This window comes from Streptomyces sp. MAR4 CNX-425 (assembly GCF_048656465.1).
Taxonomy (GTDB): domain Bacteria; phylum Actinomycetota; class Actinomycetes; order Streptomycetales; family Streptomycetaceae; genus Streptomyces.
In genome coordinates this window covers 543,937-563,798 of the sequence record NZ_JBMDLF010000004.1, presented here as the reverse complement: position 1 = coordinate 563,798, position 19,862 = coordinate 543,937, and the positions used below count along the sequence as shown (strand labels likewise).

Annotated in this window: 16 protein-coding genes; 10 read left to right on the top strand and 6 right to left on the bottom strand. The window is 73.9% G+C overall.

Translation table 11 applies throughout. The annotated features are described in order from the left end of the window. Positions 1 to 52 precede the first annotated feature (52 nt). The gene (locus tag ACHZ99_RS15375; protein ID WP_420305127.1) at positions 53 to 589 is read left to right on the top strand and encodes a DUF5709 domain-containing protein; all 537 of its coding nucleotides are present in this window, start codon (positions 53 to 55) and stop codon (positions 587 to 589) included. A gap of 37 nt (positions 590 to 626) precedes the next feature. Here ACHZ99_RS15375 and ACHZ99_RS15370 read toward each other — a convergent pair whose 3' ends face one another. Further along, entirely contained in the window at positions 627 to 1,403 is a 777-nt protein-coding gene (locus ACHZ99_RS15370; protein WP_420305218.1) for a DeoR/GlpR family DNA-binding transcription regulator, read from the bottom strand. A gap of 381 nt (positions 1,404 to 1,784) precedes the next feature. On the opposite strand from ACHZ99_RS15370, the gene ACHZ99_RS15365 reads away from it, so the two are divergent. From ACHZ99_RS15365 to ACHZ99_RS15330, 8 genes are read left to right on the top strand one after another with little or no spacing between them, the layout of a single operon-like run. Then, entirely contained in the window at positions 1,785 to 2,861 is a 1,077-nt protein-coding gene (locus tag ACHZ99_RS15365; protein ID WP_420305126.1) for a sugar ABC transporter substrate-binding protein, read from the top strand. A gap of 57 nt (positions 2,862 to 2,918) precedes the next feature. Continuing rightward, a complete protein-coding gene (locus tag ACHZ99_RS15360) occupies positions 2,919 to 3,779 on the top strand; it encodes an ATP-binding cassette domain-containing protein (RefSeq protein ID WP_420305125.1) in 861 nt (286 codons plus the stop codon). Beyond that, positions 3,776 to 5,026, top strand: coding sequence for a sugar ABC transporter permease (locus ACHZ99_RS15355; protein WP_420305124.1), 1,251 nt, complete (start codon positions 3,776 to 3,778; stop codon positions 5,024 to 5,026). Before ACHZ99_RS15360 ends, ACHZ99_RS15355 begins: the two co-directional genes overlap by 4 nt. 6 nt (positions 5,027 to 5,032) lie before the next feature. Then, the gene (locus tag ACHZ99_RS15350) at positions 5,033 to 6,580 is read left to right on the top strand and encodes an FGGY family carbohydrate kinase (RefSeq protein WP_420305123.1); all 1,548 of its coding nucleotides are present in this window, start codon (positions 5,033 to 5,035) and stop codon (positions 6,578 to 6,580) included. After that, the gene (locus tag ACHZ99_RS15345; protein WP_420305122.1) at positions 6,577 to 8,082 is read left to right on the top strand and encodes an FGGY-family carbohydrate kinase; all 1,506 of its coding nucleotides are present in this window, start codon (positions 6,577 to 6,579) and stop codon (positions 8,080 to 8,082) included. The genes ACHZ99_RS15350 and ACHZ99_RS15345 overlap by 4 nt, the downstream gene beginning before the upstream one ends. Next, the gene (locus tag ACHZ99_RS15340; RefSeq protein WP_420305121.1) at positions 8,079 to 8,732 is read left to right on the top strand and encodes a histidine phosphatase family protein; all 654 of its coding nucleotides are present in this window, start codon (positions 8,079 to 8,081) and stop codon (positions 8,730 to 8,732) included. Before ACHZ99_RS15345 ends, ACHZ99_RS15340 begins: the two co-directional genes overlap by 4 nt. After that, entirely contained in the window at positions 8,729 to 9,757 is a 1,029-nt protein-coding gene (locus ACHZ99_RS15335; protein WP_420305120.1) for a 2-hydroxyacid dehydrogenase, read from the top strand. The genes ACHZ99_RS15340 and ACHZ99_RS15335 overlap by 4 nt, the downstream gene beginning before the upstream one ends. Positions 9,758 to 9,776: 19 nt before the next feature. Next, on the top strand, positions 9,777 to 10,985 hold the full coding sequence (locus tag ACHZ99_RS15330; protein WP_420305119.1) for a hypothetical protein: 1,209 nt from the start codon (positions 9,777 to 9,779) through the stop codon (positions 10,983 to 10,985). Between the two features lie 107 nt (positions 10,986 to 11,092). Here ACHZ99_RS15330 and ACHZ99_RS15325 read toward each other — a convergent pair whose 3' ends face one another. Then, positions 11,093 to 15,034 carry a glycoside hydrolase domain-containing protein gene (locus tag ACHZ99_RS15325; RefSeq protein ID WP_420305118.1) on the bottom strand — a complete coding sequence of 1,314 codons (3,942 nt, stop codon included), beginning with the start codon at positions 15,032 to 15,034 and terminating at the stop codon, positions 11,093 to 11,095. A 464-nt stretch (positions 15,035 to 15,498) separates the two neighbouring features. On the opposite strand from ACHZ99_RS15325, the gene ACHZ99_RS15320 reads away from it, so the two are divergent. Beyond that, positions 15,499 to 16,506 (top strand): LacI family DNA-binding transcriptional regulator, encoded by a 1,008-nt coding sequence (locus tag ACHZ99_RS15320; protein WP_420305117.1) that lies wholly within the window; start codon positions 15,499 to 15,501, stop codon positions 16,504 to 16,506. Positions 16,507 to 16,552: 46 nt separating this feature from the next. On the opposite strand, the gene msrB is transcribed toward ACHZ99_RS15320, so the two are convergent. The 4 genes from msrB to ACHZ99_RS15300 all read right to left on the bottom strand — a co-directional run bounded on the left by msrB (position 16,553) and on the right by ACHZ99_RS15300 (position 19,803). Then, the gene (gene msrB, locus ACHZ99_RS15315; RefSeq protein WP_420305116.1) at positions 16,553 to 16,957 is read right to left on the bottom strand and encodes a peptide-methionine (R)-S-oxide reductase MsrB; all 405 of its coding nucleotides are present in this window, start codon (positions 16,955 to 16,957) and stop codon (positions 16,553 to 16,555) included. A gap of 1 nt (position 16,958) precedes the next feature. Then, complete coding sequence (gene murC / locus ACHZ99_RS15310) at positions 16,959 to 18,365, bottom strand: UDP-N-acetylmuramate--L-alanine ligase (protein WP_420305115.1); 1,407 nt, start codon at positions 18,363 to 18,365, stop codon at positions 16,959 to 16,961. 96 nt (positions 18,366 to 18,461) lie between these two features. Continuing rightward, positions 18,462 to 18,929: an indole-3-glycerol phosphate synthase gene (locus ACHZ99_RS15305; RefSeq protein ID WP_420305114.1), complete on the bottom strand. Its 468-nt coding sequence runs from the start codon at positions 18,927 to 18,929 to the stop codon at positions 18,462 to 18,464. A 106-nt stretch (positions 18,930 to 19,035) separates the two neighbouring features. Then, the gene (locus ACHZ99_RS15300; RefSeq protein WP_420305113.1) at positions 19,036 to 19,803 is read right to left on the bottom strand and encodes a dihydrofolate reductase family protein; all 768 of its coding nucleotides are present in this window, start codon (positions 19,801 to 19,803) and stop codon (positions 19,036 to 19,038) included. Positions 19,804 to 19,862 lie beyond the last annotated feature (59 nt).

Here is a 19,862-nt window from a genome sequence, read left to right as displayed (position 1 = left end):
CGCCACCCGAACGGGCCGCCCCGGGTGTCCGCGCCCCCCGGCCCCGCCGAGGATGACCCCACCGGGAACTTCTCCACGGGAGGCACCAGTGACGGGCAGCGACGGCGACGGCGAGGACGACAGCGCCACGGGCGACGAGGTCTACCAGCCCTACGCCTCCGGCCCGCCCGACGACGGACCCCAGGACGACGAGGGACTGCTGCCGCCCGAGGACACCCTCGACGGCACCGTCGACCCCCTCGACGAGGGCTACTCCCCGCCCGAGAGGCCCCGCGGCGTCGACCGCACCGGCGTCACCGCCGCGGAGCAGCGCCGCGGCGAGTCCCTGGACGAGCGCCTCGCCGAGGAGATCCCCGACCCGCCCGTGCTCGCCGACGGCGACGGCCTCGGCGACACCACCGACACCGACGGCGAGCTGATCGACGGCGAGGTCGGCGACCGCCGCGCCGGCCGCCTCGTCGCCCCGGACGAGGGCGCGCACGAGGACGGCGAGAAGGACCTGGTCGCCTCGGACGCGGGCGTCAACGGCGCCGCGGCCTCGGCGGAGGAGGCGGCGGTCCACATCGTCGACGAGGACGAAGTCCCCTGAGACAGAGCCCCCTGACGCGGCGCCGCGCGCCCCGGCCTCACTCCGGGTGCGCCACCACCACCTCCACGCCGTCCGCCTGCAACGCGTCCAGGTCCGCCGGCGGAATCCCGGAGTCCACGATCACCAGGTCGAACGCCGTCACCGGCGCCAGCTGATACAGCCCCCGGCGCCGGAACTTCGTGTGGTCGACCAGCAGGATCTTCCGCGCGCACGCCTCCATCAGCGCCCGCTTGACCGTCACCGTCTCCTGGGACTGGTGGTAGCAGTGCCCCCGGGTGATCGCCGTCGTGGAGGCGAAGAGGGTGTCGGCGTACAGGCTCGTGACCGCGTCGACCGTGCGCAGGCCGAGGTAGGCGTCGTACGCGGGGTAGTACGTGCCCCCCAGCGAGATCAGCTCGATCCCCGGGCTGCCGGCGAGCACCTGGGTCACCGGGACGAAGTTCGTGATGACCGTCAGCGGCGCCCGCTGGGCGAGCAGGCGGGTCAGCGCCAGGGCCGTCGTGCTGTCGTCGACGATGACCGACTGACCGGACTTCACCAGCGGCAGCGCCGCCCGCGCCAGGGCGTTCTTCTCGGCGGACATCGCCTGGGTGCGGTGGCGTACGTCGCCGTGGAACGCGGTCGAGGGCTGGGCGGTGGCGCCGCCGCGGACCTTGCGGAGCCAGCCTCTGCTCTGCAGGTGGTCGAGGTCCCGGCGGATGGTCATGGGGGTCACGCCGAGCTCGTCGGCCAACTGCTCGATGCGGACGAAGCCTTCGTCCACGACGCGGCCTTTGATGCGGTCCCGACGCTCCCGCGGCTTTCGTCCGCTCATGTCGGCCGGCCGCCGGGGCTCCGCCACCTCCGCGGCCTCGCCGGCTCCCGCCTCCGCGGCTTCCGCCGTCTCTGCCCCCATGAAAAATCTCCTGTTCTCTTTCTGTGAAGTGAACATTACTGCAACCGGACGCTCCGCACCGCTCACGGCCGGGCGCGAAACCAACTCCAACGCCGCTGCCTGCGCTGCCCTGGCCCACCACCCCGGCACCTCTCGCGTCGATGTTAGCCAACCCCGTTCGAGCGAACACTCCAAGGGGGGTGCCGACGCCCCTGATTGTTCACTTTCTGAGGCCCGTTGACATGAATGAAACATCCGAGTTTCGTGTGGGTCGCCTTCCCTGCGCCCACGAGCAAGGACGACACGAGCAAGGAGTGGAACATGAGACGACTGGCCAGTTTTGCTCTCGCCGGCATCCTCGCGACCGGCGCACTGACGGCCTGCGCCGAGGAGCCCGGCGGCTCGGGCGACGGCGGCGAGGGCGGCGGCACCGGGGCCGGCAAGGTCGCGTTCCTGATGCCCGACCTGGCCTCCACGCGCTACGAGCAGTACGACGCCCCGCTGTTCAAGAAGCGGATGGCCGAGCTGTGCGAGGAGTGCAAGGTCATCTACCAGAACGCCGACAGCGACGCCGCGCTCCAGCAGCAGCAGGCCAACTCCGCCATGGCGCAGGGCGCCAAGGTGATCGTGCTGGACCCGGTGGACTCCGAGTCGGCGGCGACCATCGTGCAGACCGCGCAGTCCCAGGGCGTCAAGGTGATCGCGTACGACCGGCCGATCCCCACGAAACCCGCCGACTTCTACGTCTCGTTCGACAACGAGGCGATCGGCGAGTCCATCGGCCAGTCGCTCGTCGACCACCTCGACAAGGAGTCCGCCGAGGGCGGCATCCTCCAGGTCAACGGCTCGCCGACGGACGCCGCCGCCGGGCTGATCAAGAAGGGCATCCACAACGCCGTCGACGACAGCGGCTACGAGCTCCTCGCCGAGTACGACACCCCCGACTGGTCGCCGGAGAAGGCGCAGCAGTGGGTGAGCGGCCAGATCGCGCAGTACTCCGACCGCATCGCCGGCGTGGTCGCCGCCAACGACGGCACCGGCGGCGGCTCGATCGCCGCGTTCAAGGCCGCCGAGGCCGACGTCCCGCCGGTCACCGGCAACGACGCCGAGCTTGCGGCCGTTCAGCGGATCATCGCGGGCGACCAGTTCAACACCATCTCCAAGCCGATCGCCACCGTGGCGGAGGCCGCCGCGGAGGTCACGTACGACCTGATGCAGGGCGAGAAGCCGAAGGCCGACACCCGGCTCTTCGACACGCCGTCGCAGCTCTTCCAGCCGACCGTCGTGACGCAGGAGAACCTCAAGGAAGTCATCTTCGGACCCGAAGGGGTGCTGAAGGTCGAGGACGTCTGCACCAAGACCTACGCCGCCGACTGCAAGAAGCTCGGCATCGGCTGACCGGCACGGCCCGCCGACCACCCCCAGCCCGGCGAAACGAAAGGACAACGGGTCACGATGACAGCCCCCGCGGCACCCGCCGCCCCAGCCGCCCCCACCGTGCTGTCCCTGCGCGGCGTCAGCAAGCAGTTCGGCGCCGTCGCCGCGCTCTCCGGCATCGACCTCGATGTGGCCGCCGGCGAGGTGGTGGCCGTGGTCGGGGACAACGGCGCCGGGAAGTCCACGCTGGTGAAGATCCTGTCCGGCGTGTACACCCCCGACGCGGGGGCCATCTCCTTCCACGGCCGCGAGGTCTCGCTCGGCTCCCCGGCCGACGCGCAGGCCATCGGCATCGCCACCGTCTTCCAGGACCTGGCGCTCTGCGAGAACCTCGACGTCAAGGCGAACCTCTTCCTCGGCCAGGAGCTGCGCCCCTGGATGCTGGACGACGTCGCCATGGAGACCCGCTCCTGGGAGCTGCTGCGGGAGCTGTCGGCCCGTATCCCCACCCTCGACGTGCCGGTGGCCGCGCTCTCCGGCGGCCAGCGGCAGACGGTGGCGATCACCCGGGCGCTGCTCGGCAAGCCCGAGGTGATCCTCCTCGACGAGCCGACCGCCGCGCTCGGCGTGGCGCAGACGGCCGAGGTGCTGAACCTCATCGAGCGGCTGAAGGGCAACGGCCTCGGCGTCGTCATGATCAGCCACAACATGGACGACGTGCGCGCCGTCGCCGACCGGGTGGCGGTGCTCCGCCTCGGCCGCAACAACGGCGTGTTCGACGCCCGCAACGTCACCTCGGAACAGGTCGTCGCCGCGATCACCGGCGCGGTGGACAACGTGGTCGCCCAGCGCGCGGCCCGCAGGGCGTCCGCGGCCGCGCGGACCGGCACAGCCCCGCGGACCGGCACCGCCCCGCGGAAGGAAAAGGAACTGCCGTGACATCCCTCGACACTCCGCTGGGCAAGGGCGCCGACCTCCAGGACGAGCGGCTGGTGACGCCCCGGGGCATCGGCGACAGCCTGCGCGCCGCCGCGCGCCGCACCCGCGACGGCGACCTGGGCATGCTGCCCGTCGTCGCCGGCATCGTGGTCATCTGGACGATCTTCCAGTCCCTGAACCAGACGTTCCTGTCCAGCACCAACCTGGTGAACCTGGCCTTCGAGATGGTGCCGCTCGGCGTCATCGCGCTGGGCGTCGTCTGCGTGCTGCTGGTCGGCCAGATCGACCTGTCGGTCGGCTCGGTCAGCGGCGTCTCGGCCGCGGCCACCGCCGTCGTCATGGTCAAGCACGAGCAGCCGATGGCGCTGGCCATCGCCGTCGCCATCGGCGGCGGCTGCGCGATCGGCTGGCTCTACGGCCAGGTGCTGAACCGCTTCGGCGTGCCGAGCTTCGTCGTCACCCTCGGCGGGCTGCTCGCGTTCCTGGGCACCCAGCTGTGGCTGCTGCGCGACCAGAACGCCATCAACCTCCCCTACGACTCGCCGCTGGTGAAGTTCGCCCAGGTGTGGTTCGTCCCCGAGGTCCTCGCCTACGTCTTCGCGGTCGCGGCGGCCGGCGGCTTCCTCGCCGTGGGCTGGGTACGGGCCCGCAGCCGGCGCCGCGCCGGGCTGTCGTCGGCGTCGATGCAGTGGCTCGGGTTGCAGGCCGGGCTGCTGGCCGCGGCGCTGCTGTTCACGGTCTACTACCTGAACCGCACCCGCGGCGTCCCCTGGATGTTCATGCTCTTCGTCAGCCTGGTGCTGATGGTGCACTACGTCCTCAACAAGACGAAGTTCGGCCGCTCGCTGTACGCGGTGGGCGGCAACGCCGAAGCCGCCCGCCGGGCCGGCCTCAACGTCCGCGCCGTCTACACCTCCGCGTTCGTCATGTGCTCCGCGCTGGCCGCGACCGGCGGCGTGCTGGCCGCGGCCCGGCTGGCGGCGGCGAACCAGTCCACCGGCACCGCGGACGTCAACCTCAACGCCATCGCCGCCGCCGTCATCGGCGGCACCAGCCTCTTCGGCGGGCGCGGCACGGCGTTCGCCGCGCTGCTGGGCGTGCTGGTCATCCAGTCGATCTCCAGCGGTCTGACGCTGCTCAACCTCGACTCCTCGTACCGCTTCATCATCACGGGCCTGGTGCTGCTCGTCGCCGTGGCCCTGGACTCCGCGGCCCGCCGGTCGCGCCAGGCACACGGAAGGGGCTGAGGAGACATGGCGGCTGGAGACACGCGAGCCGAGGGCATGACCGCGATCGCGATCGACGCCGGCACCACCGTCGTCAAGGCCGTCGGCTACGGCCCGGACGGCGCGGAGCTGACGGTAGCCCGGCGCCCGACCCGGGTGACGCGGCCCCGGCCGGGCTGGGCCGAGCAGGACATGACCGCCGTGTGGGAGGCGGTGGCCTCGGCCGTACGCGAGGTGGCCGCGGCGCTGCCCGCGCCGCCGGGGTTCGTCGCGGTGACCGGGCAGGGCGACGGCGCCTGGCTGATCGACGGCCAGGGGCGGCCCACCGGGCCCGCGGTGCTGTGGAACGACGGCCGCGCCGCCGGCATCGTCGACGGCTGGGAGCGGGACGGGACGGTGGCCGAGGCGTTCGGCATCTGCGGCTCGCGGCTGTCCACGGGCATGCCGAACGCCGTGCTGGCGTGGCTGCGCGCGCACGACCCGGACCGTATCGCCCGCTCCCGGCACCTGCTGACCTGCGGCGGCTGGCTGTTCCACCAGCTCACCGGAGAGCCCGCGGTGGACGAGTCGGAGGCCGCGGCGCCGTTCCTGGACATCGCCCGGCGCACCTGGTCGGACCAGCTGTTCGAGCTGTACGGGGTGGAGTGGGCCCGCGACCTGCTGCCGGAGCTGCGCGACGACGACCACCGCGTCGCCGCCCTCGCCCCCGCCGCCGTCGCGGGGACCGGGCTGCCGCCCGGCGTCCCCGTGGTGCTGGCGCCGTACGACATCTGCGCCACCGCGATCGGCTCCGGCGCGGTCAGCGCGGGCCGCGCGTGCACCATCCTCGGCACCACGCTCTCCACCGAGATCGTCACGGACACCGCCGCCACCGGCTCGCCGGACCGGGCCGGGGCCGAACCCGTGGGCATCACCGTCCCGCTCGGCGTCCCCGGCCACTACCTGCGCGCCTTCCCCACCATGAGCGGCGGCGACATGCTCGACTGGGGCGCGCGGCTGCTCGGGCTGTCCTCGGCCGCCGAGCTGATGGAGCTGGCCGAGCGCGGCGCCGGGGACACCGCGGGGGTGCGCTTCCTGCCGTACCTCTCCCCCGCCGGCGAGCGCGCCCCGTTCTTCGACCCGGCCGCGCGCGGCTCGCTGACCGGCCTTTCGCTGGACAGCAGCCGGGAGGACGTGGCCCGCGCGGTGGTGGAGGGGGTCACCCTGGCCATCCGCGACTGCCTCGCCGCCGCCCCCGCCGTGCCCGGCCTGCTGACGCTCAGCGGCGGCGGCACCCGCAGCCCGTTCTGGATGCGGCTGATCGCCGACGTCACCGGCGTACCGGTGGCGATCCCGGCCGACGCCGAGATCGGCGCCCGCGGCGCGTGGCTGACCGGCGCGGTCGCCACCGGCCGGGAGCCGGACTTCCCGGCCGCGGCGGCCCGGCAGGTGCGGATCGCCGCGTCGTACGAACCGGACCCCGCCCGCGCCGCGGACGGCCGCTTCGCCGAGTTCCTGCGGCTGCGGGAGCTGCACCGGCCGGTGTGGGCGCTGGGCCGGGAGCGCACCTCCGGCGGAACCGGGGCCGGCGCATGACCGACCCGGCCCCGGACGCCTGGCTCGGCGTCGACCTGGGCACCCAGGGCGTCCGCGCGGTGGCCGCCGACTCCGCCGGGCGGCTGCTCGGCACGGGGACGGCCCCGCTCACCAGCGACCGGCGCGGCGAGCGCCACGAGCAGGACCCGGACGAGTGGTGGCGCGCGGTCTGCGCCGCCGTCGGCCGGGCCCGCGCCGCGGGCGCGGACCCGCGGCGGATCCGGGCCGTCGCCGTCGACGCCACCTCCGGCACCGTGACCCTGACCGACCGGCGCGGGCGCCCCGTCACCCCCGCGCTCATGTACGACGACGGGCGGGCCGCCGCCGAGGCCGAGCAGGTCAACGAGGCCGGCGAGGCGCAGTGGACCCGGGCCGGCTACCGGCGGATGCAGCGCTCCTGGGGGCTGCCCAAGCTCCGCTGGCTGCTCGGCCGGCACCCGCGGGCCGCCGCGGACGGCTGGCGGCTGGCGCACCAGAGCGACGTGGTCAACCGCCGGCTCGTCGGCCACGACGTCCCCGCGGACACCAGCAACGCGCTCAAGACCGGCGCCGACGCGGCGACCGCGACCTGGCCGCAGGAGGTCTTCGCGGCCCTCGGAATCCCCGCCTCCGTACTGCCGGAGCTGGTGCCGCCCGGCACCGTGCTCGGGCGGGTGTCGGCCGCCGCGGCCGCGGAGACGGGCCTGCTGACCGGCACCGCCGTCGTCGCCGGGATGACCGACGGCTGCGCCGCCCAGCTGGGCTCCGGCGCCACCTCGGTGGGCAGCTGGAACTCCGTCATGGGCACCACGCTGGTGCTCAAGGGCGTCACCGCCGAACTGGTCCGCGACCCGGCGGGCGTCATGTACGCGCACCGGTCGCCCGCAGGCACCTGGCTGCCCGGCGGCGCGTCCAGCGTGGGGGCCGGGCTGGTGGCGCGGGAGTTCGCCGCCGCCGACCTGGACCGGCTGACGGCCCGGGCGGCGGCGCTGCTGCCGACCGGGCTGCTGCGGTATCCGCTGGTCTCGCCCGGGGAGCGGTTTCCGTTCGTGGCCCCGGACGCGACCGCGTTCCGCAGCCGCGCGGCGGCGGACGACGCCGAGGACTTCGCGGCGCTGCTCCAGGGGGCCGCGTACGTGGAACGGCTCTGCTTCGACTACGCCGACCTGCTCGGCGCCCCCGCCACCGGGGCCGTCGTCCTCACCGGCGGCGCGACCCGCAACCCGGTGTGGACCCGGCTCCGCGCCGACGTCCTGCGCCGCCCCGTGACGCTGCCGCGGCACGCGCAGCCGGCGCTCGGCATGGCCGTGCTGGCCGCCGCCGCCCTCGACCGGAGCGGCGCCGCCGGCGCCCTGGACCGCACCGCCGCGGCGATGGTCCGGGCCGACCGCACCGTCGAACCCCGCGACACGTACCGATCCGCCCACGACGAGGGCTATATCCGGCTCGTCGACCTGCTGGCCCGGCGCGGCTGGCTGCCCGAGGTCGTCGCGGCCCACGCACGAGAGAGGACCGCGTCTTGAGCCTCAACGTCATCTTCGTCCGGCACGGGGAGACCCTCTGGCACGGCGAGAACCGCTACGCCGGCGCCACCGACATCGACCTCACCGACCACGGCCGCGCGCAGGCCGCCGCCCTCGCCGACTGGGCCGAGCGGGCGCGGCTGAGCGCGGTGTGGTCCTCCCCGATGCTCCGCTGCCGGCAGACGGCGGCCGGCAGCGCGGCCCGGGCCGGGCTGCCGCTGCGCTTCGACGAGCGGCTGCGCGAGCTGGACTTCGGCGTCGCCGAGGGGCTGACCCGCGCCGAGATGCGCGAGCGCATGCCGGACGCGGTGGCGTCCTTCGAGAGCGACCCGGTGGCCCACCACTTCCCCGGCGGGGAGGACCCGGCCGCGGTCGCCGAGCGCTACGCCGCCTTCCTCACCGACCTGCGCACCGGCCGCGGCGCCGGTGCGGAGGGCGACGGCCCGCCGCCCGACGGCCGGATACTCGTCGTCGCCCACTCGACCGCCATCCGGCTCACCCTCTGCCGGCTTTTCGGGCTGCCGCTGCGCGACTACCGCCGCGTCTTCCCGCACCTGGCCAACTGCGCCCTGAACGAGCTGGTCGTCCGCGACGGCACCCCCTCCCTGCTGACGCTGAACCGTTCCGTGACCCCCGGAGACCCCGCGTGACCGCCATCCTCGCCGCCGGCGACCACTTCGTCCGCAACGACCTGCTCCTCGACCGCCTCCGCCCGCTCGCGCCCGGCGCCGCGTTCCGCGAGCTGACGCTGCCGTGGCCGGTCGAGCCGTTCGGCCCGGTGGCCGAGGTCCGCGAGGCGTCGGGGACGGAGGACGAGCTGATCGAGGCCCTCGACGGCGTCGAGGTCTGCGTCACGCAGATGGCGCCGCTGACCGAGCGGATCCTGGCCGCGAGCCCCGCCCTCAGGCTGTTCTGCGTCAGCCGCGGCGGCCCCGTCAACGCCAACCTGGACGCCGCCACCCGGCACGGCGTCGCCGTGACGTACGCCCCCGGCCGCAACGCCACCGCCACCGCCGAGCACACCGTGGCCCTGATGCTGGCCGCCGCCCGCCGGGTCCCCGCCGTCCACGCGGACCTGGCCGCCGGCACCTGGCGCGGCGACTACTACCGCTACGAGAGCGTCGGCCCGGAGCTGGCGGGCAGCACCGTCGGCATCGTCGGCTACGGCGCCATCGGCTCCCGGGTGGCCCGTATCGTCCGCGGCTTCGGCGCCCGCGTGCTCGTCGCCGACCCCTTCGCGGACGCGGCGGCCGTCGCGCCGGACGAACTGGTCGGTCTCGACGAGCTGATGAACCGTTCCGCCTTCGTCACGGTGCACGCCCGCGCCGCTCCCGAAACCGAGGGGCTCGTCTCCCGCGAGCTGATCGGCCTCATGCCCGCCGGCGGCGTCCTCGTCAACTGCGCCCGCGGCTCCCTCGTCGACTACGACGCGGTCTGCGACGCGCTCGACGACGGCCGGCTCTTCGGCGCCGCGTTCGACGTGTTCCCCGCCGAACCGCTGCCCGCCGACTCGCGGCTGCCCCGTACCCCGGGCGTCGTGATGACCCCCCACCTGGCCGGCGCCAGCCGGCAGACCGCCCACAACGCGGCCGACATGGTGGCCGCCGAGGTCGGCCGCCACCTGGCCGGCCGCCCCCTGATCCACTGCGCGAATCCGGAAGCACGTCAGAGATGAACCCGTGGAAAGGAACACCATGCGCGGCAAGCACCGTACGGCCAGAGCGGCCGTCGTCGCCGGCATAACCGTCCCCGCCCTCCTGCTCACCGCCGCCCCGGCGGCCTTCGCGGCCGCGGACGCCCCCGCCGCGGGCGCGTCCGCCGCCCGCGCGTCCGCCGCCAAGCCCGTCCCGCCCGGGCTGCCCACCCACATCGAGGGCGGGGCGTGGCCGACGAGCCACGTCCAGGGCGTGACCGTCGACACCGAACGCGGCTACGTCTACTGGTCCTTCACGCAGATGCTCGTCAAGACCGACCTCGACGGCAACGTGATCGGCACCGTCGAGGGCCTCACCGGCCACCTCGGCGACATCGACCTCAACGACCGCGACGGCCGGGTCTACGGCTCCCTGGAGTACAAGGCCGAAGAGGCGTTCTACATCGCGGTCTTCGACGTCGACGAGATCGACCGGGTCGGCATGAACGCCGAGACCGACGGCGTGATGACCGCCGTCCACCTCGACGAGGTCGTCGAGGACTTCACCGCCGACATGAACGGCGACGGCGTCTTCGACGGCGACACCGCCGACACCCCCGACCACCGCTACGGGTGCAGCGGCATCGACGGCGTCTCCTTCGGCCCGGAGTTCGGCAAGCGCGGCGGGCGGCAGAAGCTCATGGTCGCGTACGGCGTGTACTCGAACACCGGGCGCGCGGACAACGACCACCAGGTGATCCTGGAGTACGACGTGCGCAAGTGGCACCGCTACGAGCGCCCGCTGTCGCAGGCCGACCCGCACCGCAGCGGCCCGGAGCACGTCGGCGGCAAGTTCTTCGCGTACACCGGCAACACCACCTACGGCGTGCAGAACCTCCAGTACGACCCGTACACCCGCAACTGGGTCATGGCGGTCTACAAGGGCAAGAAGGAGGGCTTCCCGAACTACTCGTTCTTCACCGTCGACGGCTCCGAGAAGCCGGTGCGCGGCGAGATCAGGGGCCAGGCGAAGCCGGAGAAGGGCGAGCTGCTGACGCTGCGCGACGCGGGCCTGAACGACCCCGCGACGGGCGTGCGCGGCTGGGAGTTCCACGGCAACTACGGCTTCGACGCGCTGGGCGACGGCCGCTACTACGTCGCCGAGGGCCGGGCCGTGGACGACGACGGGGTGAGGAAGCAGGAGGGCGAGGCGTACCTCTGGCGCTGGACGGGCGAGACCCCGGCCCCGTTCGAGCGCGTCGAGGACTGAGCAGCCGCCCGCGGACGCACACGCGCCTCCCGGGCCCGCACACATCGGGGGCGGGCCCGGGAGGCTCGCGGTCGCTCCGCCCGGCCGGCGCCGGCCGGGCGGAGCCGCTACGGGAGTTCCCGGACGGCGACGGCGTCGTAGACGATCCAGGAGCCGGCCGCGGTGGTGAGGGTGACGTTGTTGCGGCCGGTGCGCAGCCGGCCGGCGGGGAGGGTGACGTCGAGCGTGGCGGGGCGGATGGCCCCGTCGTCTCCGTCGCCCCAGTGGTAGCCCTGGCCGCCGCCCCGGGGGAGGGCGAGGGCGGTGTCCGGCCCGTCGTTGAGCGAGACCCGCATGGTCGGCGGGGCGGTCTCGTGGGTGTCGACGAGCCAGGCGGTGAGGGCCAGGTCGGTGGCGGGCGGCCGGTCGAGGTCGAACCGGAGCGTGAAGGTGTGCGGCCTGGCGCCGGCCCAGCCGTCGCTGGGGCCGGGGTGGATGTAGCTCCACCCGGTAGCGGGGTCGCCGTCGCCGACGGTGAAGTCGACGTCGTCGGGGAAGGCCGTGGGGTAGTCGGCGTAGCCGGCGGGCGCCAGCGCGAACTCGCCCGTGGCCAGGTCCGCGCTGCCGAGCAGGGCCACCTTCCGGCTCACGGTCGCGGTCACGTCGTGGCTGGAGCCGCCCTCCTCCCACCGCGCGGTGAGCGTCAGGGACCGCTCGCCGGAGATGTCCGCGGGCGGGGTGACGCGGAACAGGGCCGTGCCCGTGCCGCCGGCGGGCACGTCGAGCGACCGGGCCGCGGGCTCGGCGGTCCAGCCCTCCGGCGTTGTCAGGCCCACCTCGACGGCGTGGTCCCGGTCGACGTCGTTGCTGTTCACCTGCACCCGGACGGTCGCGGGGGTGCCCTGTAGCAGGATCAGCCGGTCCGGGACGGCCTCGACGGACAGCACAGGCGCGACGTGGACGTAGACGACGGCGTCCGGCAGCTCGGTGCCGTCGGCCGCGTGCCCGGTGAGCACGACGCGGTGGAGTCCGGCGGGGGTGCCGTCGGCGACGCGCAGCGCGAGGTCCTGCCGGGCGGTGCCGCCGGCGGGTGCGGTGAGGCGGCCGCGGGCGGGCTCGACCTCGATGCCGGCGGGGGTACTGGCGCGCCAGGCGGCGCGGACGGGCCGGCCGGTGAGGTTCTGCGCGGCGAGGGTGACGGTGCCGGTCTCTCCGGAGTCGACGCGTACGGTGTCACGCGTGGCGTGGAGCACGGCGGGCGCCTCCGGCGACCTCGACGGCGGCAGCTCGGCGACCCCCCAGTCCTTGTTGGGTTCCGGGCCCATCCACAGCTCCAGCGTGCCGCCGGCCGCGAGCCGGTCGTGGGGGAACCAGGCGTTGTCCTGCGGCCGCCCGTCGAGGGTCGCGCGCTGGATGTACATGTGTGCGGCGGAGTTGTCGTGGGTCACGATCCGGAACCGGCGGCCGGAGCAGTAGTCCGGATGCAGCCGGATGGTGACCGCGTCGAACACCGGTGAGGTGATGTCGTAGACCGGGCGGGGCAGGCTCGCCCCCGTCACCTCGAACAGCCCCATCGCCATCAGGGCGCTCATCGACCCCATCTGGCCCTGGTCCTCGTCGAAGTGGCCGTAGCCGTCGGTGGTCGAGGTCGAGCCGTAGGTCTTCTCCTTCACCTGCCGCACCCAGTACTGGGTCAGCCACGGATGTCCCACGTAGTTGAAGAGGTGCGCCACCTGGAGCCCGGGCTGGTTGCCGTAGCTGACGTAGCCCTGGCCGTACTCGGCGATGAAGTTCGAGTCCACGGACTGCTCGAAGGCGTGGTTGAGCTTGTCGGCGTAGGCTTTCCGGCCGCCCAGCCGGTTGGCCAGGGCGAGGACGTCGTGCGAGGTGAACCAGGTGGCCTGCCACGCGTTCGCCTCGACGAAGTCGTCGTGCGACAGCGGGTCGAAGGGCTTCTTCCAGTGGCCGTTCATGCCGCGGGGCCGGATGAACCCGGTGGAGCGGTCGAAGAGGTTGCGCCAGTTGCCCGACCTTTCGATCAGGTACGCGGCCGCGTCGGTGTCGTCCCACACCTCGATCTCGTCCAGCCCCACGTTCTCGCCGGTGCCGCCGGTCGCCTCGAACCTCACCCAGCTCACCCGCCGGGGCCGGAAGGCCACCACCTTCCTCCGGCCGTCGGCCGGCACGCCGTTCACGTCGACGGACGACCCGTCGCTGAACCGCAGCACGCCCGAGTTCACCTGCGACCCGCCGCGGGCCAGGTCGCTCAGGACCACCTTGCGGACCCGCCTCTCCGCCGGCCAGCTCAGCTTTATCCACGGCTTCCGCTCCCCCGACTCCCAGCGCACGTTCACCGGCTCGGTGACGCTGGAACGGGCCGGCCGGCCGTCCACCGCCCGCACCCCCGCCAGGTTCGCGTCGTTCAGCTGCGCGGACACCGACACCTCGGCGAACTGCGCGACGTTGAGGCCGGACTTCCCCAGCCGCCGCGCCAGCTGCCCCAGCGTCCAGTCCTGGAACGCGTACTCCAGCGTCTGGCCCGCGCCGCCCTCCAGCGGCCCGCCGCACACCTCGTCCGGTACGTATCCGAGGTCGAGGTAGTGCCGGGCCCCGCCGCAGCTGCCCCAGCGCCCGTACTCGAACGAGCCGGCCTCGAACAGGCCGCCGATCGAGTGGGCGTCGAGCATGGCCTCGTACGCGAGGTCGATGTCGAAGTCCCGGATGCCCTTGTTCCAGGCGCCGCTGATGAACGACGTGACCGGCGATCCGGTCATCACCCAGGAGTAGTCGCCGGCGACCGGGCCCCGCGGCAGCAGCCCGCCGTCCTCGTACATCCGCAGCTGCGATCGGACGATGCTGGAGTAGATCTCCGGATAGGCCAGCCCCAGGACGGTGTTGAGGTTCCACTGCGTCAGCCACAGCGCGTCGTAGTTGTACATCGCGAACCGCGGCACACCGCGGCCGTCCGTGGGGATCTTCTTGACCTTGCCGTGCTGCCAGGTGTGGTCGAGGTACGTGCCGTCGGCGTCGCTGATCACGCTGCGGCCGCACAGCACGTGGAACATGTCGGTGTAGAACTTCACCTGCTGGCGCTCGGTGCCTCCCTCGACGTCGATCCGGCCCAGCAACCGGTTCCAGTGCCGCTGCGAGGCCGTCCTCACCTCGTCGAAGTCCCATCCGGGCAGCTCGGCCCCGAGGTTCTTCCGGGCCCCGGCCGCGCCGGTGAAGGACAGCGCGACCTTCACCTGGACGACGTCGCCGGCGTCGAGGCGGTCGTAGCGTACGTAGAAGCCCGCGTTGTCGCCGTCGACCTCGTCGACCGCGGCGCCGCCGGCCGCCAGGGCGCCGTCCGCCCACCCGTGCATCGAGTCGAAGGCCCTGTCGAACCGGATGCAGAAGAACAGCCGGTTGTGGTGCGCGGGGTACGAGCTGCCGCGCTGGAAGACGTAGCCCTCCACCTGGCGGCTGCTCCGCCTGGTGATCCGCGCGTTCTTCATGACGGCCTCGCCCAGCGTTCCGCCGAGGTTGACGATGATCTCGCTCCGGCCGGCCGCGTCGTACGTGTAGCGGTGCAGGCCGACCCGGTCGGTGCAGGTCAGCTCGGCGGTGATGCCGTACCGGTCCAGATGCAGCCGGTGGTAGCCGGGTTCCGCCACCTCGCCGGCGCCGTGGTCCACGTGCGACTCCCAGCCGGTGTCGCCCTCCAGCTTCGGCACGTCCTCGCCCGACGTGGGCATCATCTGGACACCGGCGATCTGCCAGCAGTGCAGATGGCTGAAGCCCTTGACCTGGTTCTCCTTGTGCAGGTAGCCCGTCCCCCAGGCCGCGTGGGTGCTGGTGTCGGGGCGCAGCTTCACCAGGCCGAACGGGTTGCTCGCCGACTGGAAGAAGAAGAACCGTCCCCGGTCGGCCTCCACCCAGGGGTTCACGAGCTTCACGTAGTCCCGGCCGCCCTGCCCCGGGGCGCCCTCGCCCGGCGCCGCCGCCCAGGCGCCGCCAGCCCCGTAGGCGCCCGTCACGCCGGCGCCCAGCATGCCGCCGGTGGACTGGAGGAGACGGCGCCGGGACATTCCACCGGCGGATTTCCTTGCGGGCATGAGCAATCCCCTGTCGGTCGTTCGATCACGGTTGACGAACTGAACGCGCGCTCTTGCGAGGAGGGCCGCGGCACGGCGTGGATGCGGGTGAGTTATCGTTACCATTCGACGGTGCGGTGGGAACGTAAGTCCGCCGCCCGCCCGCGTCAAGGGGGTGCGTCGGCTCCGATCCGGTGGCACGCTCCTGAACTGGGGCGAAGGAAATCCGGTGCGCCGCGGCGGTGCCCGGCCTTTCCGCCGGGCGGGAATCACCCAGCGCGAGGCGGCACCCTTCGGGGTGATATCGGTATCATGACGGCGGGGGCCCGCGGTGGGTGCCGGTCCGGCGCCGTCCGCCCGCCATCGCGACGGACGCAGTACCATCGGCGCGGGTCTCGACGGGACGCAGCGGGGAGAAAACGGTGGCCGAGGAACATCCTTCCCGTCGCCCTCCGACGATGCGGGACGTCGCCGAACGGGCGTCGGTCAGCCCCATGACGGTGTCCCGCGTGCTGCACGACGACCCCGGGGTGAGCAAGGCGACCCGCGAGCGGGTGCTCGCCGCGGTCGGCTCTCTCGGCTACCGGCGCAACGAGGTCGCCCGCAACCTGCGGCTGGGGCGGACCAGCGGACTCGTCGGGCTGGTCGTCACCAACCTCGCGAACCCCTTCTACTCCCAGTTCGCCCTCGGCGTGGAGTCGGGCGTCAGCCCGCACGGCCTGAAGGTCGTCCTGACGAACACCGGCGAGGACGTCGAACGCGAGCGCCGGCTCGTCGAGGAGCTCACCGCCCGCCGGGTCGACGGCATGATCGTCGTGCCGGCCGGCAACGACCACGCGCACCTCGCGCCGCAGCGGGGTTCGGTGCCCGTCGTCCTCGGCGCCCGCCCCCCGTCCGGCGTGCCCCTGGACTGCGTGCTGGTCGACGACTTCGGCGGCGCCCGGGAGGCGACGGCCGACCTCCTGGCGGCCGGACACACCCGGATCGGGTTCCTCGGCCTGCCGCCCTCCGTCTGGACCAGCGCCGAGCGCTTCCGCGGCTTCTGCGTCGCGCTGGAGGAGGCGGGGGTCGCGGTGGACGAACGCTACGTGCGGCTGCGGCAGCGCACCATCCCGGCCGCCGAGGAGGCCGCCCGGGACCTCTTCGGACTCCCCCGCCCGCCGACGGCGCTGTTCTGCGCCAACAGCCGCAACACCCTCGGCGCCTTCCGCGCCGTGAGCCGGCTCGGCCGCGCCGTCAGCCTGGCGGGTTTCGACGACTTCGAACTCGCCGACGTACTCGGGGTGCCGCTGATCGTCGCCTACGACCCCCGGGAACTCGGCCGCCGGGCCGCCGAGTTGCTGCTGCGGCGCCTCAACGAACCGGACGCCGGCCCGGACACCGGCCCCGACGACGCAGCGCCGCTGCGCGTCGTGATACCCACGGAGGTCGTCCGCTACGGCGACCCCGGCGCCGGGCACGGCTGACCGCCGCCGCGCGCCGCGCCCCGGCGGCGGTCACCGGCGGCGCCGCTCACTCGCCGGGCAGCAGCCGCAACGAGACCGAGTTGATGCAGTAGCGCTCGTCGGTCGGGGTCGGGTAGCCCTCGCCGCGGAAGACGTGGCCCAGGTGGGAGCCGCAGCGCGAGCAGCGCACCTCGGTGCGGACCATGCCCAGCGAGCGGTCCTCGATCAGCTCGACGGCCTCGCTCCGCGCGGGGTCGTAGAAGCTCGGCCAGCCGCAGTGGCTCTCGAACTTCTCCGTGGAGCGGAACAGCTCCGCGCCGCAGGCGCGGCACTCGTAGACGCCCTCGGTCTTCGTGTCGGTGTACTCGCCGGTGAAGGCGGGCTCGGTGCCCGCCTGCCGCAGCACGCGGTACTCCTCGGGCGACAGCTCGGCGCGCCACTGCTCGTCCGGCTTGTCGACGTCGTACGTCATCTCATCCCTCCAGTCGGGACAGGATCTCCGGCCCCAGCTCGGTGACGTCCCCCGCCCCCATGGTGAGAACGAGATCGCCGGGCTTCGCCATTCCGGCGACGAGCCCGGCGACGGCGCCCGGGTCCGGGGCCGCGGTGACGTCGGCGCCCCGGGCGCGCGCCGCGTCGATGATGAGGTCGCTGGTCACGCCGGGGAGGGGGTCCTCGCGGGCGGGGTAGATGCCGAGGACGACGGAGGCGTCGGCGAGCGCGAGGGCGTGGCCCATCTCGGCGCCCAGCTCGCGGGTGCGCGAGTACAGGTGGGGCTGGAAGACGACGAGGATGCGGCCGGCGCCGCCGTCCGGCCCGTCGTCGGCGGCGTCCCGGACGGCCTGGAGGTCGGCGGTCATCTCGGTGGGGTGGTGCGCGTAGGTGTCCACGACCCGTACGCCCGCGGCCGTGCCCCTGGTCTGGAGCCGCCGGCCGACGCCGGTGAACGACGCCAGCGCCGGCGCCAGCCCCGCGGCGGGCACGCCGGCCGCAGCGCCGGCGGCGAGGGCGGCGACGGCGTTGTGCGCGTAGTGGCGGCCGGGGACGGAAACGCCGAAGGTGAGCTGCGCGCCGTCGAGGCGGACGGTGACCTCGCTGGTCAGGCCGCGGGGGGTGACGGCGAGCACACGCGCGTCCGCGTCGGGCGACTCGCCGTACGTGACCGTGCGCACGCCGCCGCCCAGCCGCCGGGTCAGCTCGCGGGCGCCGGGGTGGTCCGCGGAGACGACGAGGGTGCCGCCGGGGACGATGCGGGCGGCGAAGGTCTCGAAGGAGGCGTAGACCTCCTCCAGCGAGGCGTAGTTGGCGTGGTGGTCCAGCTCGACGTTGAGGACGATGGCGACCTCGGGCGCGTACGTGTGGAAGCTGCGGTCGCTCTCGTCCGCCTCGGCGACGAAGAGGTCGCCGGCGCCGTGGTGCGCGTTGGAGCCGGGGGCGTCGATGTCGCCGCCGATGGCGTACGACGGGTCGCGGCCGAGGGTGCGCAGGGCGACGGCGAGCATGGAGGTGGTCGTCGTCTTGCCGTGGGTGCCGGCCACGGCGACGGGGCGGAGCCCGTCCATGACGGCGGCGAGCGCGTCGGAGCGGTGGACGACGGGCAGGCCGCGCGCGCGGGCGGCGGCCAGCTCGGGGTTGTCCTCGCGGATGGCGGAGGAGACGACCACGGCGCTCGCGGCCGGGTCGAGGTGCCCGGCGGCGTGGCCGAGGTGCACGACGGCGCCCAGCTCGCGGAGCGCGGCGACGGCGCCGGACTCGCGGGCGTCGCTGCCGGCGACGGCGGCGCCGCGCTGGGCGAGGATCTTCGCGATGCCCGACATGCCGGCGCCGCCGATGCCGACGAAGTGCGGACTCTCCAGCGTGGGCGGGATCCCCGGGGTCATGTGGTGCGCTCCTTGGGCTCGGTCGGGACGCCACGATTCTCGCACCCCGCGCCGACAGTCCGGGCCGGGACACCGCGGCGCCCGGCCCGGGGGGCGTCAGCCGTCGTGGGCGAAGAGCTTCAGCACCGGCACGCCGACCTTGTGGCGGGCCCGGGAGGCCCAGTCGCGGTGGAAGAACTCCTCCACCAGGTGCGGCGCGGTGAGCACGATCACCTCGTCGGCCCGGGTCTGCTCCACGACGGACTTCAGCAGGTCCAGCGGGTGCCGGTCGACGATCTCCCCGACCGCCTGGGCGCCCTTCTCGCGCAGCGCCTTCAGGGAGTGCTCCAGCGCCATCCTGGCGGTGGGCAGCGCCTCGTGCCCCTCCGGCTCGTCCGACTCGCGGACCGCGTCCTCCAGCTCCCCGAGCGCGACGTCGTCGAGGGCCCGCAGCAGCACCCCCTGGTCGCCGCGGGGTTGCAGGAGCACGACGAAGCTGACGGGCTCCTGGCCGTGGAGCGTGGTGACCATCTCCACATCCACGGGTGCGAGCGGCTTCTCGATCATCAGGACGGTGGTGAACACGATGGACGCCCTTCTTCCGCACAGGCACAAAGACCACGTCAGAAACGATCCTGCCGCCTTAGTCTGCCCCAGCACGGCTAAGCGGAACGTGATATTCCGCAGATTGTCAGAACCGACGGTAACGCGTGAACAGAAAGCCGGCCTCCTCCAGGACCGACTCCAGGCTGAGGCCGAGCGGCTCCGCCGGCGGGGCGGCGCCGTGCATGATCCGTGGCGCGTCGCCCAGCGCCACCCGGGGTGCCAGGGTCAGGCACAGCTCGTCGAGCACCCCCGCCCGGGCGAAGGCCCCCAGCACCTCGGGGCCGCCCTCCGTGAGCAGCCGCCGGTGGCCGCGCTCCGCGAGCGCGGCGAGGACCGCCGCCGGGTCGGCGTCCCGGCCCGCGCCCGCGACCACGACCTCCACCCCCGCCGCCCGCGCGGCGGCCAGCCGCTCCGCGGGCGCCCCGGCGCCCGTCAGCAGCAGCGTGGGCACGGCCGGCGCGGCGAACAGCGGGAGCGAGAAGTCCAGGTCGAGGGAGGCGGAGAGCACCGCGACGGGCGGCGCGGGGGGCTGGCCCGCCGCGGCCCGGCGGGCGGCGAAGGCGGCCCGGGCGCGGGCCGGCCGGTACCCCTCCAGGCGTACCGTTTCTGCACCCACGACCACCACGTCCGCCAGCCCGCGCAGCACGCCGAAGACGCGCATGTCCGCGTCGGACGACAGCGGGTGGGAGCGGCCGTGGAACGCTCCGGCGCCGTCGGCGGAGCTGACCATGTTGGCCCGTAGCCACACGCCGTCCCGCGCGGGGTAGGCGTAGGCGTCCGCCAGCTCGTCCAGGGACCACTCGCGGTCGGCGAGCGCGGACGGGTCGGCGGGCACGGGGAGCAGGCGACGCATACGCCGCAGTGTGGCATGGCGCACTGGTGTGCGGCTCGGCGAGGCGGCGACCGTACAGT

What these genes read in the sequence shown, in the direction of transcription:
- ACHZ99_RS15375 (WP_420305127.1), top strand. Translation starts at nt 53, where the DNA reads ATGACCCCACCGGGAACTTCTCCACGGGAGGCACCAGTGACGGGCAGC.
- ACHZ99_RS15370 (WP_420305218.1), bottom strand. Translation starts at nt 1,403, where the DNA reads ATGAGCGGACGAAAGCCGCGGGAGCGTCGGGACCGCATCAAAGGCCGC.
- ACHZ99_RS15365 (WP_420305126.1), top strand. Translation starts at nt 1,785, where the DNA reads ATGAGACGACTGGCCAGTTTTGCTCTCGCCGGCATCCTCGCGACCGGC.
- ACHZ99_RS15360 (WP_420305125.1), top strand. Translation starts at nt 2,919, where the DNA reads ATGACAGCCCCCGCGGCACCCGCCGCCCCAGCCGCCCCCACCGTGCTG.
- ACHZ99_RS15350 (WP_420305123.1), top strand. Translation starts at nt 5,033, where the DNA reads ATGGCGGCTGGAGACACGCGAGCCGAGGGCATGACCGCGATCGCGATC.
- ACHZ99_RS15345 (WP_420305122.1), top strand. Translation starts at nt 6,577, where the DNA reads ATGACCGACCCGGCCCCGGACGCCTGGCTCGGCGTCGACCTGGGCACC.
- ACHZ99_RS15330 (WP_420305119.1), top strand. Translation starts at nt 9,777, where the DNA reads ATGCGCGGCAAGCACCGTACGGCCAGAGCGGCCGTCGTCGCCGGCATA.
- ACHZ99_RS15325 (WP_420305118.1), bottom strand. Translation starts at nt 15,034, where the DNA reads ATGTCCCGGCGCCGTCTCCTCCAGTCCACCGGCGGCATGCTGGGCGCC.
- ACHZ99_RS15320 (WP_420305117.1), top strand. Translation starts at nt 15,499, where the DNA reads ATGCGGGACGTCGCCGAACGGGCGTCGGTCAGCCCCATGACGGTGTCC.
- msrB (WP_420305116.1), bottom strand. Translation starts at nt 16,957, where the DNA reads ATGACGTACGACGTCGACAAGCCGGACGAGCAGTGGCGCGCCGAGCTG.
- murC (WP_420305115.1), bottom strand. Translation starts at nt 18,365, where the DNA reads ATGACCCCGGGGATCCCGCCCACGCTGGAGAGTCCGCACTTCGTCGGC.
- ACHZ99_RS15300 (WP_420305113.1), bottom strand. Translation starts at nt 19,803, where the DNA reads ATGCGTCGCCTGCTCCCCGTGCCCGCCGACCCGTCCGCGCTCGCCGAC.